This window comes from Mycobacterium parascrofulaceum ATCC BAA-614, from assembly GCF_000164135.1.
Lineage (GTDB): Bacteria > Actinomycetota > Actinomycetes > Mycobacteriales > Mycobacteriaceae > Mycobacterium > Mycobacterium parascrofulaceum.
In genome coordinates, this window is the sequence record NZ_GG770558.1 from 419,191 (window position 1) to 433,149 (window position 13,959).

Annotated in this window: 18 protein-coding genes and 2 pseudogenes; 8 read left to right on the plus strand and 12 right to left on the minus strand. The window is 67.6% G+C overall.

Annotated features, from left to right (window positions below; translation table 11 throughout):
* Positions 1-2: 2 nt before the first annotated feature.
* Together HMPREF0591_RS25345 and HMPREF0591_RS31405 are read right to left on the minus strand one after the other, a co-directional pair.
* The gene (locus HMPREF0591_RS25345; RefSeq protein ID WP_007171574.1) at positions 3-995 is read right to left on the minus strand and encodes a YihY/virulence factor BrkB family protein; all 993 of its coding nucleotides are present in this window, start codon (positions 993-995) and stop codon (positions 3-5) included.
* 67 nt (positions 996-1,062) lie between these two features.
* A complete protein-coding gene (locus HMPREF0591_RS31405) occupies positions 1,063-1,248 on the minus strand; it encodes a DUF7455 domain-containing protein (RefSeq protein WP_007171575.1) in 186 nt (61 codons plus the stop codon).
* Positions 1,249-1,384: 136 nt separating this feature from the next.
* Here HMPREF0591_RS31405 and HMPREF0591_RS25355 point away from each other — a divergent pair, with 136 nt between their 5' ends.
* Complete coding sequence (locus HMPREF0591_RS25355; RefSeq protein WP_007171576.1) at positions 1,385-1,750, plus strand: DUF952 domain-containing protein; 366 nt, start codon at positions 1,385-1,387, stop codon at positions 1,748-1,750.
* Here the strand turns inward: HMPREF0591_RS25355 and HMPREF0591_RS25360 are convergent.
* Complete coding sequence (locus HMPREF0591_RS25360) at positions 1,699-2,112, minus strand: RidA family protein (RefSeq protein WP_007171577.1); 414 nt, start codon at positions 2,110-2,112, stop codon at positions 1,699-1,701. The two genes, HMPREF0591_RS25355 and HMPREF0591_RS25360, sit on opposite strands and share 52 nt — an antisense overlap.
* Positions 2,113-2,846: 734 nt before the next feature.
* Here HMPREF0591_RS25360 and HMPREF0591_RS25365 point away from each other — a divergent pair.
* On the plus strand, positions 2,847-3,788 hold the full coding sequence (locus HMPREF0591_RS25365) for an SDH family Clp fold serine proteinase (protein WP_244269105.1): 942 nt from the start codon (positions 2,847-2,849) through the stop codon (positions 3,786-3,788).
* Entirely contained in the window at positions 3,781-3,972 is a 192-nt protein-coding gene (locus HMPREF0591_RS25370; RefSeq protein WP_007171580.1) for a hypothetical protein, read from the plus strand. The genes HMPREF0591_RS25365 and HMPREF0591_RS25370 overlap by 8 nt, the downstream gene beginning before the upstream one ends.
* A gap of 20 nt (positions 3,973-3,992) precedes the next feature.
* On the opposite strand, the gene HMPREF0591_RS25375 is transcribed toward HMPREF0591_RS25370, so the two are convergent.
* Positions 3,993-4,718 carry a hypothetical protein gene (locus HMPREF0591_RS25375; protein ID WP_157137561.1) on the minus strand — a complete coding sequence of 242 codons (726 nt, stop codon included), beginning with the start codon at positions 4,716-4,718 and terminating at the stop codon, positions 3,993-3,995.
* A 14-nt stretch (positions 4,719-4,732) separates the two neighbouring features.
* A complete protein-coding gene (locus HMPREF0591_RS25380) occupies positions 4,733-5,092 on the minus strand; it encodes a hypothetical protein (RefSeq protein WP_007171582.1) in 360 nt (119 codons plus the stop codon).
* Positions 5,093-5,551: 459 nt separating this feature from the next.
* Here HMPREF0591_RS25380 and HMPREF0591_RS25385 point away from each other — a divergent pair, with 459 nt between their 5' ends.
* On the plus strand, positions 5,552-5,938 hold the full coding sequence (locus HMPREF0591_RS25385; RefSeq protein WP_007171583.1) for a hypothetical protein: 387 nt from the start codon (positions 5,552-5,554) through the stop codon (positions 5,936-5,938).
* A gap of 358 nt (positions 5,939-6,296) precedes the next feature.
* Here the strand turns inward: HMPREF0591_RS25385 and HMPREF0591_RS34125 are convergent, their stop codons facing one another.
* From HMPREF0591_RS34125 to ppgK, 4 genes and pseudogenes are all read right to left on the minus strand, one after another.
* Positions 6,297-6,560 carry a tyrosine-type recombinase/integrase gene (locus HMPREF0591_RS34125; protein WP_244269107.1) on the minus strand — a complete coding sequence of 88 codons (264 nt, stop codon included), beginning with the start codon at positions 6,558-6,560 and terminating at the stop codon, positions 6,297-6,299.
* Between the two features lie 34 nt (positions 6,561-6,594).
* A pseudogene (locus tag HMPREF0591_RS34130) lies at positions 6,595-7,071 on the minus strand (tyrosine-type recombinase/integrase); the annotation flags it as partial.
* 74 nt (positions 7,072-7,145) lie between these two features.
* A complete protein-coding gene (locus tag HMPREF0591_RS25395; RefSeq protein ID WP_007171586.1) occupies positions 7,146-8,657 on the minus strand; it encodes an RNA polymerase sigma factor in 1,512 nt (503 codons plus the stop codon).
* Positions 8,658-8,833: 176 nt separating this feature from the next.
* Positions 8,834-9,643 carry a polyphosphate--glucose phosphotransferase gene (gene ppgK, locus HMPREF0591_RS25400; protein ID WP_007171587.1) on the minus strand — a complete coding sequence of 270 codons (810 nt, stop codon included), beginning with the start codon at positions 9,641-9,643 and terminating at the stop codon, positions 8,834-8,836.
* A gap of 113 nt (positions 9,644-9,756) precedes the next feature.
* Between ppgK and HMPREF0591_RS25405 the strand changes: the two genes are divergently transcribed.
* A complete protein-coding gene (locus HMPREF0591_RS25405; RefSeq protein WP_007171588.1) occupies positions 9,757-10,635 on the plus strand; it encodes an inositol monophosphatase family protein in 879 nt (292 codons plus the stop codon).
* 5 nt (positions 10,636-10,640) lie between these two features.
* On the opposite strand, the gene cei is transcribed toward HMPREF0591_RS25405, so the two are convergent.
* The gene (gene cei, locus HMPREF0591_RS25410) at positions 10,641-11,291 is read right to left on the minus strand and encodes an envelope integrity protein Cei (protein ID WP_007171589.1); all 651 of its coding nucleotides are present in this window, start codon (positions 11,289-11,291) and stop codon (positions 10,641-10,643) included.
* Positions 11,292-11,485: 194 nt separating this feature from the next.
* On the opposite strand from cei, the gene HMPREF0591_RS25415 reads away from it, so the two are divergent.
* Entirely contained in the window at positions 11,486-11,788 is a 303-nt protein-coding gene (locus HMPREF0591_RS25415) for a DUF4193 domain-containing protein (protein ID WP_007171590.1), read from the plus strand.
* 11 nt (positions 11,789-11,799) lie between these two features.
* Here HMPREF0591_RS25415 and HMPREF0591_RS25420 read toward each other — a convergent pair whose 3' ends face one another.
* On the minus strand, positions 11,800-12,285 hold the full coding sequence (locus tag HMPREF0591_RS25420) for a DUF3093 domain-containing protein (RefSeq protein WP_040623890.1): 486 nt from the start codon (positions 12,283-12,285) through the stop codon (positions 11,800-11,802).
* Between the two features lie 25 nt (positions 12,286-12,310).
* Here HMPREF0591_RS25420 and dut point away from each other — a divergent pair, with 25 nt between their 5' ends.
* Positions 12,311-12,775: a dUTP diphosphatase gene (gene dut / locus HMPREF0591_RS25425; RefSeq protein WP_007171592.1), complete on the plus strand. Its 465-nt coding sequence runs from the start codon at positions 12,311-12,313 to the stop codon at positions 12,773-12,775.
* 72 nt (positions 12,776-12,847) lie between these two features.
* Positions 12,848-13,621: a DUF3710 domain-containing protein gene (locus HMPREF0591_RS25430; RefSeq protein ID WP_007171593.1), complete on the plus strand. Its 774-nt coding sequence runs from the start codon at positions 12,848-12,850 to the stop codon at positions 13,619-13,621.
* A 10-nt stretch (positions 13,622-13,631) separates the two neighbouring features.
* Here the strand turns inward: HMPREF0591_RS25430 and HMPREF0591_RS25435 are convergent.
* Positions 13,632-13,959: pseudogene (locus tag HMPREF0591_RS25435) on the minus strand (alpha/beta hydrolase); the annotation flags it as partial.

A 13,959-nucleotide genomic window follows, 5' to 3' on the forward strand; every position in this document is an offset into this window, starting at 1 on the left:
AACTAGATCGGCGCCGACGGCTCGGCCGTCACGGCGTTGTCGGCCGGCGCCGGCTCCGGCGGCGCCCCCGCGGTCCGCTTCGGCACGGTGATGCGGGCTTGCAACCATTTGCGCAGCCGGTGGGCGTGCGTCTTCGGCGCCGGGAACTCCTCTTGGATCGCGGCGTTGAATTCGGCCCCCAGCATGACGGCGAAGCCGCCGAAGAACGCGAACAACAGGAACGCGATCGGCGTGGCCAGCGCGCCGTAGGTGTAGCCGGTGCTGGTGATCCACCCCAGGTAGACCCGCAGGCCCAGCGTGGCGATCAGGAAGACCGCGGTGGCCAGCACGGCGCCGAAGAGCAGCCGGTGCGTCGGCAGGGGTTCGGGCAGGGCGACCCGGTACAGGATGACCACCCCCACCAGCAGGCCGAGGATCAGCGCCGGGTAGTAGCCGTAGCGCAGGACGTTGGCCAGGTCGTAGGGGATGTGTTCGCTCACCTTGCGCGGGCCCACCACCAACACCGGTGCGGCGCACACCACGAACACCAGCATGACCACGTACAGGAACAGGGCAAAGAGCCGCTGCCGCACGGGATGCCGCAGTGGGGTCTGGTCGTGCGCCTCCACCACCGCGTCGACGTACGCCGAGATCGCCGACGAACCTGCCCACATCGAGATCAGGAAGCCGACCGACACCACCTCGCCACGGGCGTTGGCGGTGACGTCGCGGATCGTCGGCTCGATGATCTCGTTGACGACGCTGGGGGAGAAGAAGCTGCGGATCGCCGAGATGATGCTCTTCTCGATCGCCGTCAACGTGTCGGGCCCGAACAGCGGCGCCACGTAGGCCAGGCTCCCCAGCATCCCCAGCAGCAGCGGCGGGAGCGACAGCGCCGACCAGAAACCGGCCTGCGCGGACTCGGAAAAGATGGAGTCATCCCAGCTTTTCGCGAGCGTCCGGACGCTGAGTCGCCAGATGTGATGGCGGGACGGTTTTGCGACTTGATCGCTCATACCCGTCCAGCATTACCGAAGACCGCCCCCGCCGCCCACATTGGCGACGGGTGAGTTGTCGGCGGACCTAGCTTCCGCTGACCTCCAGGACGGCGGACAGCTCGGTCAGCTTGGCCTCGTGCTCGTTGGCGTGATGCTGGCAGAAGAGAAGCTCGGCTCCTGAAGGCAGCGTGGCGCGGACTCGAGCGGCGGCACCGCAGCGGTCACAGCGGTCCGCGCGGGTGAGCTCGGGACTGGTCAGAGTTGCATTCATGGCTTCTCCGTTCTTGCTTTCATTCACTCTCTCAGACGTATGGGGTTTTTGCGTTGTTCCCCGATCGTTATCGGGTGTGTCGTTTCTCACGGCGTGTAAACGTTTGGTTTCGGCAAGCTCTCTACAGTGATCACTTGTGGCTTTCGCTCCTGACCTGCTGGTACATCTGTGCGCGCGCGACGAGTGGTCCCGTGCCCGCGCGGCCGGCGAGATCCGCCCCGACGCGTCTGGCGGCGGCCGCTTCATCCACCTTTCGGCGCCCGGGCAGGTCCACCTGCCCGCCAACCGGCTCTATCGGGGACGCGGTGACTTGGTGCTGCTGCACATCGACCCGGCGCGGCTGAACTCCGAAGTTCGTTGGGAGCCAGGTGTTGCAACGGATCCGGAGTCGATGCTGTTCCCGCACCTGTACGGTCCGCTGCCCGTCGGCGCGGTGATTCGGGTCACCGATTACCGCCCCGGGGCCGACGGGACGTTCCCGGCGGCCGGGGGATCGACGTAGGCGTCGGCCTCGATCTCGACCAGCAGCTCGGGCGCGATCAGGGCCGACACCTCCACCATGGTCGCCGCGGGACGGATGGCGCCGAAGAACTCCGCGTGCACCGCCGCGACCTCGCGCCAGCGCGAGATATCGGTGACGTAGACGCGGGTGCGGACCACGTCGGTGAGCGCCGCCCCCGCCCGGCCGAGTGCAATCTCGATGCGGCGCAGGGCGTCTCGGGTCTGGGCGGCGATGTCGGTCGCCGGCCCGGCGCCGGTCGTTCCGGCGACCGACACGTGCGGGCCGACCCGAACGGCGCGCGAATAGCCGACGGTCTCCTCGAACGCCGAGTCCGAGGAGACCAGTGTGCGGTTGGCTGACATGCGCCTCACCGTACGACGGCGCCGCCGCCGGCGCGACGCATTTTCGCTGGTGGCGTCAACGAGCTTGCGCCGCAATGGGTTCCGCGATGCCGCGCGGAGGGCGCTCAGTCCAGGTAGTCGCGCACTAGCGGTGTGCTACCTAAGTGCGCTACCTGCATAGACGCCGCTGGTCAGCGTGCTGTGTGCGCAAAATACCTGCACTGAGAATGCGGGTGGCTGTTTGCTGGGCACTCAGCCTTGGCTTCGTTACTGGCTCATCGGGGTGCATCGTGCGGCTTGGCATTTTGGTCTGACAGCGTGTACGAAAAGTCCGCTCAGCGACACTACCTTGCCCCGTTGCATCTCAGGCACCTCGCGCACACATCTGCGGCAGTCTGCACCAAACGGAGCCCATGGCCGGACGCGCAGGCTCCACTTCACCGCCTCGGCCCACCCACGGTCGGGGCGGTTTGCTTATGGGGTGGGTGCGGTATACGCATGAGTGGCTTCGCGCGCCAAACATGTCGATGAAGGGTCGGACGGCGTCAGGCGTACGTTGGCGAACAGAGATCGCGCCGCACAGCGCTTCGCTGAAAGCGAATCTCATGGCGGCGGCGGCGTGGCATGATCCAGGTGAGGAATAAGGCGGCTGGTCTGAGGGGATGTCATGAGCGAACCAGCGCTGCGTGAGGCGCCAAACAAGCGGAAGCGCGCCCCAGCTACGGCAGGTGTGAACGGTGAGCCAAAGCCTGCCGGTGACAGCCAGCATCGCGCGGCCGAGGCGTCCGAGCTTCCAGCCGACGAGGGCCAACCGCCAGAGGTCAGAGTCGTCATTTTGGCGCTCCTGCAGAACGGACCGCGCCCCTCAATTAGTCGAGCCACCGTCGAGCAAATCCGGGAAGCTCTCAGGCCATACGATCCCGGCTGACCGGGAGACCACAACGCTGGACGTTTGGCTTGAGTCACCTGGTGGTGATGGTGACTGTGCTTACAAGATCGGTTTGATGTTCCGCAGCGTCGCGAGCCGGATTCGTATGGTGGTGCCCGACTATGCCAAATCGGCGGCCACATTGTTGAGCCTCGTGGCCGACGAAATCTATATGGCGCCTGGCGCTGAGCTGGGGCCGCTTGACGCCCAGACCAGCTACGAACAGGAAGGCATTTTCGTTTCTGCGCTCGATCGCACACGCGGTATCGACGACCTGGTATCGACGGCGATGGAGATCGCGATTGAGGGTGGTGCGGCCGCGCTGCAGGCAACCAATCTCAGTCGTTCTGAGTCGCTTACCGCGATGCTCGACTTTGCCGCCAAGTTTCTGGCTCCGGTCGTCGCGAAGCTGGACCCGACAATGCTCCACTGGTCAAATACGTTGTTGCGCGTTGCAGTTGAGTACGGTCGCCGCCTAATGCTCACGCGAAAAGATTGCCCCCGGGAGCTGGCGGCAACCGTCCCTCGCCAGTTGATGGAGGATTACCCGACACATGGATTCGTGATCGGAATGGATCAGGCAAAGGAACTCGGCTTGCCCGTCAAGCCCATGAGCGATTATGAATACGCTCAACACGCCGAAGGCCTTTATCAGGCAACGTACAGCAAGGGCGTTAACTTCATTCGTGTAATTCCCACCCCCACACCAAGTGACGGTACGGTAGTTGATCGACCAGGAGACGAGGAAGGCGATGAATCGCATGAGTGATAGCCCGAATCGGTACTGCGCAGAACTGGCTGAATCCGTTGAACGAGAGTGGCCGGCGCCCTTTGAGCGCACCCGGTTCCGACGCCTGTTCCGCAATGTTGCGGTCGCGCCGATGGGCATGGATGACGAGCGCGATGAGGAGATCCGCCGCATTTGGCGTGCCGCCGCCGAGTCCGGCCGCTGATCGGCAAGCGCGCCTTCCCTTTACGCCCAGTAGCCCAGGAAGATGCCTACGACCGTGATGCCCAGTCCGCCGATGGCCCAACGCACGTCCAGCACCTGAGCTTGGTTGGTGAGCCTGCGCAAGTCTGTGATCTCGTCTCGGAGTTGCGCGAGGGTTTCCGCGGCCAGCTGCTCGGCGCCGGCCTGCGCAGCGTCGATACGCCGCTCGATCCGTGGCAGCTCGTCCCTCTCCAACGCCCAAACTCGGTCGATCGCGTCTTCGGCGAGGGCCGCGACTTGCCTCATCTGTTGCTCCAACGGCGAATCCGGGTTGACACCCACACGACCGAACATCGTGACGGTTGGCGTGCCCATCGTAGCCGCCATCGTGCCTGTCATCGGGCTCAGGATGATGTGCTGGGTCGGGGGGACTATATGAAAGAGCTTCCAGTACATCCGTTTTGCCCACGCGACGAACCGCTGCACCTGTCGCCATGCCCGCAGCAGCGCGTGCTCCCAGAGCCAAACAGGGACCGTGACATCGTGTTTGGCGCGCACATACGCATTCCAGAATCCGGCGAACGCGACCGCCGCCCCGACAACTTGCAGGGTGGTAGCCCACCACTTCACGTCTAGATGTGGCCGAAGGTTTGTCCACGGTATGTGCTGCAGCAACACGGCTGCGGCTAGCGCGAAACCGATTCCGCACACCCCCCCAACGAGCAACCGTTTGTCATACCGGCTCATGTCGCGCAGGCCGTGCCGCACGACAGTGAACCTGGTCATGCGCAGCGCCGCCTGTGCTTGTGCGTGCAGCCGCACTCGGGACAGGCGCCCCGGACCGGGGTACGTGCCCCGCGCACGCCGCCGCCGTCGATCAGGCGCTGCAACCGCCGAAGCTGCTCCTTCGCCCGCACATCGCCGCGCACGCTGCCCTGGTAGGCGTCGGCCATCAGCCGCTCCAGAAGATGCTTCGGAGGTGGGGAGGTGACCAGCCCGCGCCGGACAGCCAACCGCGCGCCACGATCCGACAATTGGAAGCGGGGGTCACGGCCGATGGCTCGGAACGACCGGCCGGTGAGGTACGACGTCACCACCAGGTCATCACGGTCGGGCCGTGCATCGTTGCTGACGCGGGGCATGAGTCCTCCTCTCCCACAGGACGGTAACGCCGCCGCCGACAAAGTACTCGCCCCTGGCTAAGAAGTACTCGGCGTGTCGAATAAAACACTTGACGCACCCCGGAAATCAGGCCCACTACCTCAGTCCGAAAACAGCCTTCTCCTAGGACGTTTCGGAGGGTATCCGCCGGTTTTCGGGGCCGATTTTTATGTCAAGTTGTGCCGGGGGTAAAAGACGCGAGCCGGGCGTCTCGGGGCGGCTGGCCGCCGGGACTTTTGACCCCCCTACCCCCTCCTTGCCCATCTGGCGGTGGGTGCTTCGGGGGTGGTGGCGTTTGCTGAGGGTGACGGTCCCCACCTGCGCACGGCTGCATGGTGACCGGTCGGTGAAACCGGCCTCACGGTGGTGACTGCGGCAGCAGTCGGTTGGCTGGAGTGGGTGATCTGCGGTCGCGGTCTGCGATCTGAGACGATCCGCATATGACTCCCTGGTGGCAGCCGGTCCTCGGCACCGTTGGAGTGGTACTCGCGGCGATCATCGCCGGGTCCTTCGCGGTGCGAAACGCGCGCAAAACACCTCACGAGACGCTCAAGACACTTGTTGAGATCGCTGAGAAGGCCGGAAACCTGATCGAAGCCGAGGACCTAGACGTTCTAAAGGCTGCAGTGCATCGCGAGATACAGCGCATAGACCGCCTGAACCAGGCGCGCGTTGAAGGGTTCTGGAAGTACTGGTGGGAGAACGTTAAGCAGTCCTTAGCCATTGAATCCGTCAGTTTTGATCTCGGAGGGGTGGCGAAGGTCACCTGGCGCCGTCCCCGGCAACCAGCGAAACGAGAGAATATCGGTAACGACGAAACGAAGTGACGGACGATTCAGCAGGCATCATTGACGAATCGATCGTTTCGACCAGTTAGGTCTACGAACTGTGCTGCGCGGCCTACCAAGGATGGCCACCAGCCGGAGGATGCGGTCACTTGTCGTGACCGCGCAGCACAGCTTCTATGGGTAGGGCGCGGGTGGCCACCAGGACTGAGCCCGCTCCATGAGCCCAGCCCCCGATCGGTGGCGGCTTCACCCGCGCCCCGTTCTCTCGCCGTAGCCGCAGCAGACGGGTCACGGCGAGGAGCTTTCGTCGACGGCGCCGCTGACGATGGCGGGCTGCTGCTTAGCCACCTAATTGAGGCGAGCTTCGTGTGCCGGGGGGAATTGGGTTGCGTTGCGGCTACAGCTCCCCGAGATTCAGGTTGCGGGCTTCCGCCGCGGCGCGGTCGGCGGCGGTGCCGCGGGTGTAGCGGTCGATCATGTCGCGGGTGGACCACCCGGCAACAGCCATTAACCCACCCTCGGAGCCGTCTGCGGCCAGCCACCGCGACGCCGCGGTGTGCCGCATGAGATGCGGGTGGAAGCCCTCGATGCCGGCCAGTTCGGTGCGGCGCTGAAAGGGCGTTGCGAAGCCCGAAGTACGCCAGGTTCTTTCCGCGGTCACCCAGCCACAGCGCGGGGGAGTCGGCCAGCCGGTGAGTGCGGCGTGCACGCAGGTATCGGTCGATCGCCCGCGCGCAATTCGCACTGATGGGTGCCACCCGGCCTTTGCCGCCTTTGCCTCGGCGCACCACGACGACGCTGCGCACTAGGTCCACGTCGGTCACGGTCAGGTCGTACAGCTCCCCGGCGCGAATACCGGTCTCCGCCATCAACCGGATGATTGCTTCGTCGCGGCGGTCGAGAAAGTCGCGTCCGGCGCACGCCTTGATGAGCTCGCGCAACTGGTCGTCGGTGAGGGACTTGGTGATCTTGCGGTCCAGCTGGGTGCTCGGAGCTTGACCAGCGGATCGCTGTCGATCTCGGCTTCCTCCTCGCACCAAGCCGAGAACCGTTGGACGCCGAGCTGGCGGGAGCGCGCCGTGGACGGTGGCACACCCTTGGCCAGCAGGTGCGCGACGAAGGCGCGCACTAGGTCGCGGTCGAGCGCGGGGGTGTGGCCGTTGGCTTCGCACCAATCCAGGAACTGGTACATGCCGGCGGTGTAGGACTTGCGCGTTTCGCGGCTCTTGCGTTCCTGTGCTAAATCTCAGTCGAGGTAGTCGCGCAGGACCTGGGAACGGCTGGGGTGGCGCAGCTTTGACATCGTCTTGGATTCGATCTGACGGATGCGCTCGCGGGTGACGCCGTACACCTGGCCGATCTCGTCGAGGGTGCGGGGCTGGCCGTCGGTGAGCCCGAAGCGCAGCCGCACGACGCCGGCCTCGCGCTCCGACAGCGTCTCCAGCACCGACTGCAGCTGGTCTTGCAGCAGGGTGAACGACACCGCGTCCACGGCCACCACGGCCTCGCTGTCCTCGATGAAGTCGCCCAGCTGGCTGTCGCCCTCGTCGCCGATCGTCTGGTCCAGCGAGATGGGCTCGCGGGCGTATTGCTGGATCTCCAGCACCTTTTCGGGCGTGATGTCCATTTCCTTGGCCAGCTCTTCGGGCGTGGGCTCGCGGCCCAGGTCCTGCAGCAGCTCGCGCTGGATGCGGCCCAGCTTGTTGATCACCTCGACCATGTGCACCGGGATGCGGATGGTGCGGGCCTGGTCGGCCATGGCGCGGGTGATGGCCTGGCGGATCCACCACGTCGCGTAGGTGGAGAACTTGTAGCCCTTGGTGTAGTCGAACTTCTCGACCGCGCGGATCAGGCCCAGGTTGCCCTCCTGGATCAGGTCCAGGAAGGCCATGCCGCGGCCGGTGTAACGCTTGGCCAGGGACACCACCAGGCGCAGGTTGGCTTCCAGCAGATGGTTTTTCGCGCGATCGCCGTCGCGGCAGATCCACATCATGTCGCGGCGCTGGGCGGCGGGCAGCTTGTCGCCGCGCTCGGCCATCTCGGCCATCAGCTGCGTGGCGTACAGGCCGGCCTCGATCCGCTTCGCCAGCTCGACCTCTTCCTCGGCGTTGAGCAGCGCCACCTTGCCGATCTGCTTGAGGTAGGCGCGAACCGAGTCCGCGGAGGCGGTGAGTTCGGCGTCCTTGCGCGCCTGGCGCAGCGCCTCGGACTCGTCTTCGTCCCAGACGAAATCCCCGGAAGCCTTGTCCTTTTCGGAGGGCTCGGCGATTTCCTCCTCGTCGTCGGCGGCAGCCTCGGGGGCGGCGGCGGCCGGGGCGGCCCCCTCTTCCTCGGCGTCCTCGGCCTCGGTCGGGTCGACGTCGGCGTCCTCGCCGTCGGCCGCGACGTCGTCCTCCAGGTCGTCGAGGCTCAGGTCGCCGGCGTCGATCTCGAGGTCTTCACCGGGCTCGGCGTCGAGCTCCGCGTCGTCGAGATCTTCGACGACCTCGAGGTCCACGTCGGCGCCCGCCGGGGCGCCCTTGGCCGCTTTGGTCCCGCGGCCCGACGGCGCCTTGGCGGCGCGGGGCTTCTTGGCGCCGGCCTCGGCGTCGGCCTCGGGCTTGGCGGTGCGCGCGGGCGCCTTGGCGGCGCGTTTGGCCGGGGCGGCGGCGCCGTGGGCGGCCTTGGCCGCCGATCGCTTGGCGGGGGCGGACGGAGACTTCGTGGCGGTCCGTTTCACCGGCGCGTCGGTTGCCGGGCTTGCCTTGGTCGCTGCCACTTACACCCCTTCGTTTGGACTCACCTTCGGTGGGTAATGGGCATGGTTAACCGAAAGTGTCTGCTATGTCGATGTCGGCGTTGGATCAGCGTGGGTATCTGCACGCTATCGGTCGGGCGGTCGCCGATGACCATTGTAACGACAGTGCGCGGTCGAACGGCTCTGCCGGGCGAAAATCAGTGGGTCACGTCCGAGGTCGAGGCCATGGCCGCGCCGACGATCCCGGCGGTGTTGAGCAGGGCCGCCGCCACCACTGGGGTGCGGTTTTCCAGCAGCGGTAGCCACTTCTCCGCCTTGCGGCTGATGCCGCCCCCGGCGATGAACAAATCAGGCCACACCGCGTTCTCGATGGCCACCAGCACCCGGGTGACCTGCTTGGCCCACTTCTCGTAGCTCCAGCCGTTCCGCTCTTTGACCGACGACGCCGCGCGCTGTTCGGCTTCCTTGCCGCCGACCTCGAGATGCCCGAACTCGGTGTTGGGGATCAGCACGCCGTTGTGAATCACCGCGGAGCCGATCCCGGTGCCGAACGTCAGCAACACGACCAGGCCGGACTGATTCCTGCCCGCCCCGTAGTGCTCCTCGGCCAGCCCGGCGGCGTCCGCATCGTTGAGCACCGTGACGTCCTGGCCGTCCAGCGCGGCACTGATGACGTCGCGCACGTTGGTGCCGATCCACGATTTGTCGACGTTGGCCGCCGTCTGGACCACACCGTGGGTGACCACCCCCGGGTAGGTCACCCCGAGCGGACCGGTCCAGCCGAACGCGTTGACGACCTCGGCGATGGTCTTGGCGACCGCCTGCGGGGTCGCCGGCTGCGGGGTCAACAGCTTGATCCGCTCGCCGATCAGCTGCCCGGTGTCCATGTCGACGATGCCGCCCTTGATGCCGCTGCCGCCGACGTCGATGCCGAAACCCCGACGCTGTGGTGTGCCGACGGCGGCACCGGCGGCGGGCGTGTCCGTAGTCGAGTCGGTGCTGGTCATCGAAGCTCCTGCGGGTCCTTGGGCTGTGCGCCCACCTTAGCCCGGCGTGCGGGTGGCTAAGGGGTATCTATGGGGTATCTGCGAGGCCGTGGCGCTTGTGATGCGATAGATCCGTGACCCGACGAGACGACGACCCCGACCGGTTGCGCGCCGTGGCCGAGTCGCTGGCCACCGAGGCCGCCGCGTTCGTGCGGCGCCGGCGCGCCGAGGTGTTCGGCGCCGCCGGGGCGACCCCGACATCCGCCGGCGACGGCGCGGTGCGGTCGAAGAGCACCCCCACCGATCCGGTGACCGTCGTCGACACCGAAACGGAGCGCCTGCTGCGGGACCGGTTGGCCGAATTGCGGCCCGGCGACCCGATTCTCGGGGAGGAGGGCGGCGGCCCGGCCGATCCGGCGGCCACGCCGGTGGACGCGATCACGTGGGTGCTGGACCCCATCGACGGCACGGTGAACTTCGTCTACGGCATTCCGGCGTACGCGGTGTCGGTCGGCGTGCAAGTCGACGGCGTGTCGGTGGCGGGGGCGGTCGCCGACGTCGTCGGCGGCCGGGTGTACTCGGCCGCGACCGGGCTGGGCGCGCACGTCATCGACGAGCGGGGCGTCAGCCCGTTGCGCTGCGCCGAGGTCGACGATTTGTCGATGGCGTTGCTGGGCACCGGTTTCGGTTACTCCCGTCAGCGCCGGGCCGCGCAGGCGGAGCTGTTGGCGCGGCTGCTGCCGGTGGTCCGCGACGTCCGCAGGATCGGTTCGGCCGCGCTGGATCTGTGCATGGTCGCCGCGGGCCGGCTGGACGCGTTCTACGAGCACGGCTTGCAGCCGTGGGATTGCGCCGCGGGCGCGCTGATCGCGGCCGAGGCGGGAGCGCGCGTCTCGTTGCCGCCGCGCGACGTCGAGGGTGCCGGGCTGGTGCTGGCGGCCGCCCCGGGAATCGCCGACGAGCTGCTCGCCGCCCTGGACGAAATCGACGGCCTGGACCCGATTCTCGACTGAGTCGGTCAGCAGCTGCTGGAGTGGATCTTGGTGAGCAGCGCCGGGTCTGACGGCTCGGTGGCGCCGGGGCGCAGGGTCGCCAGTACGGCGTCGATGTCGTCGTTGTGGGCCAGCGCGGTGAAGTCCGTGCCCAGCGAAAGGTCGACGGAGTCGTCGGCGCGGCTGTCGTTGAACAGCTCCATACACGGCGCCACCAGCCACACCGCGGCCGCGGTCGCCTGCCCGGCGGTACCGAACCGGATCTGGCCCTGGCAGGTGAGCCGGGCGCCGGCATACAGCGGGTCGTTGGCGGCGGTCGGCGCAGCGAAGCCAAGGTCTTTCAGCGCGCCCGCGACGTCGCCGGCTTGCCCGCCCCGGCCGCTGGCGTTGAGCACCCGGACCTTGGTGTCGCTGAGTTTGGCGGGCGTGACGTCCATCATCGCGCTTCGCGAGACCTGTTCACCGAGCTGGGCCGGCGCCGATCCGTCCGCCTTCGGCGGCGGGTTGCAGACCGCGACCTCGTGCACCTTCGCGGGCCGGGTCAGCGCGATCGTCCACACCACGGCGGTCACCACGACGAGGAGGACGACCACCACGATGGCGGGCCGGGGGTTGCGCCGCCGGAAGGGCCGGCCGTGCTTGTCGAAGGCGGTACCCTCGGTGATTTGTGCGACCACAGGTGCACTCTAGTCGCACGGTAAACGCACTGTTCAAAGGCGAACGCAAGGGCCAAGATGGTCGTGTGACGTAAATCACACATTAACGGGCCGGGATACGGGCACGAATCGTTTGGTGGATGCGTTCGACGCTGGTACAAAGCGATGCCTGAGATTACGAGGGCATGCAGAGGCAATAGGGCAGGGGAAGAGATATGCCTACCGACTATGACGCTCCACGGCGCACCGAGACGGACGACGTCTCGGAAGATTCGCTGGAGGAGCTCAAAGCCCGACGCAACGAGGCGGCCTCGGCCGTCGTCGACGTCGACGAGTCCGAGACCGCTGAGTCTTTCGAGCTGCCCGGCGCCGACCTGTCCGGGGAAGAATTGTCGGTGCGTGTCATTCCGAAGCAGGCTGACGAGTTCACCTGCTCGAGCTGCTTCCTGGTGCAACACCGCAGCCGGTTGGCCAGCGAGAAGAACGGCTTGATGATCTGTACCGACTGCGCGGCCTGATCGGTTCGAGGTCAGCTGCGCAATGCCGACAGCACCCGCTCCGGGTGGCGGCAGCTCACCAGCCAGTACGGTGTCGGGTCGTCCGGATCGTCGAGGACGACCAAAACCATCGGGCCGACCCATGCCCGATGCAGCACGAACGCCGCCGGGTCGAGTTGGCGGCCCAGGGCCGCGGACTTGGCCGACGGGGCCACCGCGGCGGACCGGGCGATCACGGTGACCGGCAGGTGCGCCTCGCCGGCCCACAGCTCCACCCCGCCCGGGACCTTCGGATCGGCGGTGACCCGGATCTCGACGCGGCCCAGCCACCACAGCGCCCCGGCCGCCACGGCGAAAAGCGTTGCGTACGGCAGCCATGCGGGTCCGGGCGCGAGACCCATGTTGACTTCGAAAGCGATGAGGCCCGCGAGCCCGAAGCCCAGCGGCCACCACCACCAGGGCACCCACAGTCGTTCGCGATATCGCACACTGTGCGGCGCGACGCGCGTACCGGACACGCAGTCAAGGGTAATCTGTGCCCCCGTGTCGACCAGTCTGGCCATCGTTCGCCTCGATCCCGGGCTTCCGCTGCCCGCCCGTGCCCACCAGGGCGACGCGGGCGTGGACCTCTACAGCGCGGAAGACCTCAAGCTGGAACCGGGGCGGCGCGCCCTGGTCCGCACGGGCGTGGCCGTCGCGATTCCGTTCGGGATGGTCGGGCTCGTCCACCCGCGGTCGGGGCTGGCCTCGCGGGTGGGACTGTCGATCGTCAACAGCCCGGGCACCATCGACGCGGGCTATCGCGGCGAGATCAAGGTCGCGCTGATCAATCTCGATCCGGCCGAGCCCATCGTGGTGCATCGTGGCGACCGCATCGCCCAGCTGCTGGTGCAGCGGGTCGAGCTGGTCGACCTGGTCGAGGTGTCGTCGTTCGACCAGGCCGGCCTGGCCGAAACATCCCGTGGCGATGGCGGCCACGGCTCCTCCGGCGGACATGCGAGTCTGTGATGGAGCGCCGGCGGCGATGCGGTGGGCCACCGCCGGCCCGCGGGGACGAAGCGATGAGGAGGGGCGGCGCTGATGGCTGCATTCGGTAAGCGCGCACGCGATGACGACAACGACGAGACCGGCGCCGGTGCGGCCACCCCGGCGGCGGACGACGTCGTGACGCCGGCCGGCGACGAGGCCTCCGACGAGATCGAAGAACTCGACGGCCCGTTCGACATCGACGATTTCGACGACCCGTCGGTCGCGGAGCTCGCGCGCCTGGACCTGGGCTCGGTGCTCATTCCCATGCCGGAAGCGGGCCAGCTGCAGGTCGAACTGACCGAGACCGGGGTCCCGAGCGCCATCTGGGTGGTCACGCCCAACGGGCGCTTCACCATCGCCGCCTACGCGGCGCCCAAGACGGGCGGCCTGTGGCGCGAAGTGGCCGGCGAGCTCGCCGATTCGCTGCGCAAGGATTCGGCCAAAGTCAGCATCAAGGACGGCCCGTGGGGCCGCGAGGTGGTCGGGTCCGCCTCCGGTGCGGTGCGCTTCATCGGCGTCGACGGTTACCGCTGGATGATCCGCTGCGTCATCAACGGTCCGCACGAGACCATGGAGGCGCTCGAGCAGGAGGCGCGAGCGGCGTTGGCGGACACCGTGGTTCGCCGCGGTGACACGCCCCTTCCGGTGCGCACGCCGTTGACCGTGCAGCTGCCCGAGCCGATGGCGCAGCAGCTGCGGGAAGCCGCCGCCGCCCAGCAGGCCCAGCAACACGACGAGGCGCAGCAGGGCGCCAACGAGCCCGCGGCGCGCCGCAGCGCCGACGGCTCGGCCATGCAGCAGCTGCGCACCACCACCGGCGGTTGACCGGAAGCCCTCAGCCCGCGTCGGCGAGTGCGGCCAGGCAGGCCGCGCCGAGCGCGGCGGGGTCCGCGCCGATCTCATCGAGCGTCACCGTCCGTAGCGCCGCGCGCGCCGCGGCGCCCACCCATTCCACCCCCACCCGCAGCGGGTGGATGGGGTCGTCGACCGCGGCCGCGACGGCCAGCGGGCGGCCAGCCGCGCCAGCTCGGCGTGGTTCGGCGCGACGTAGGCGGCGGCCTCGTCCATCGCCCCGGGCAGCTGCGGCCATTGGCCGCGCCACGAACGGGCCAGTTCGTCGGCCAGCCAGGGCGGGCTCGACGCGCGCATCTGGCTGGTCGTCG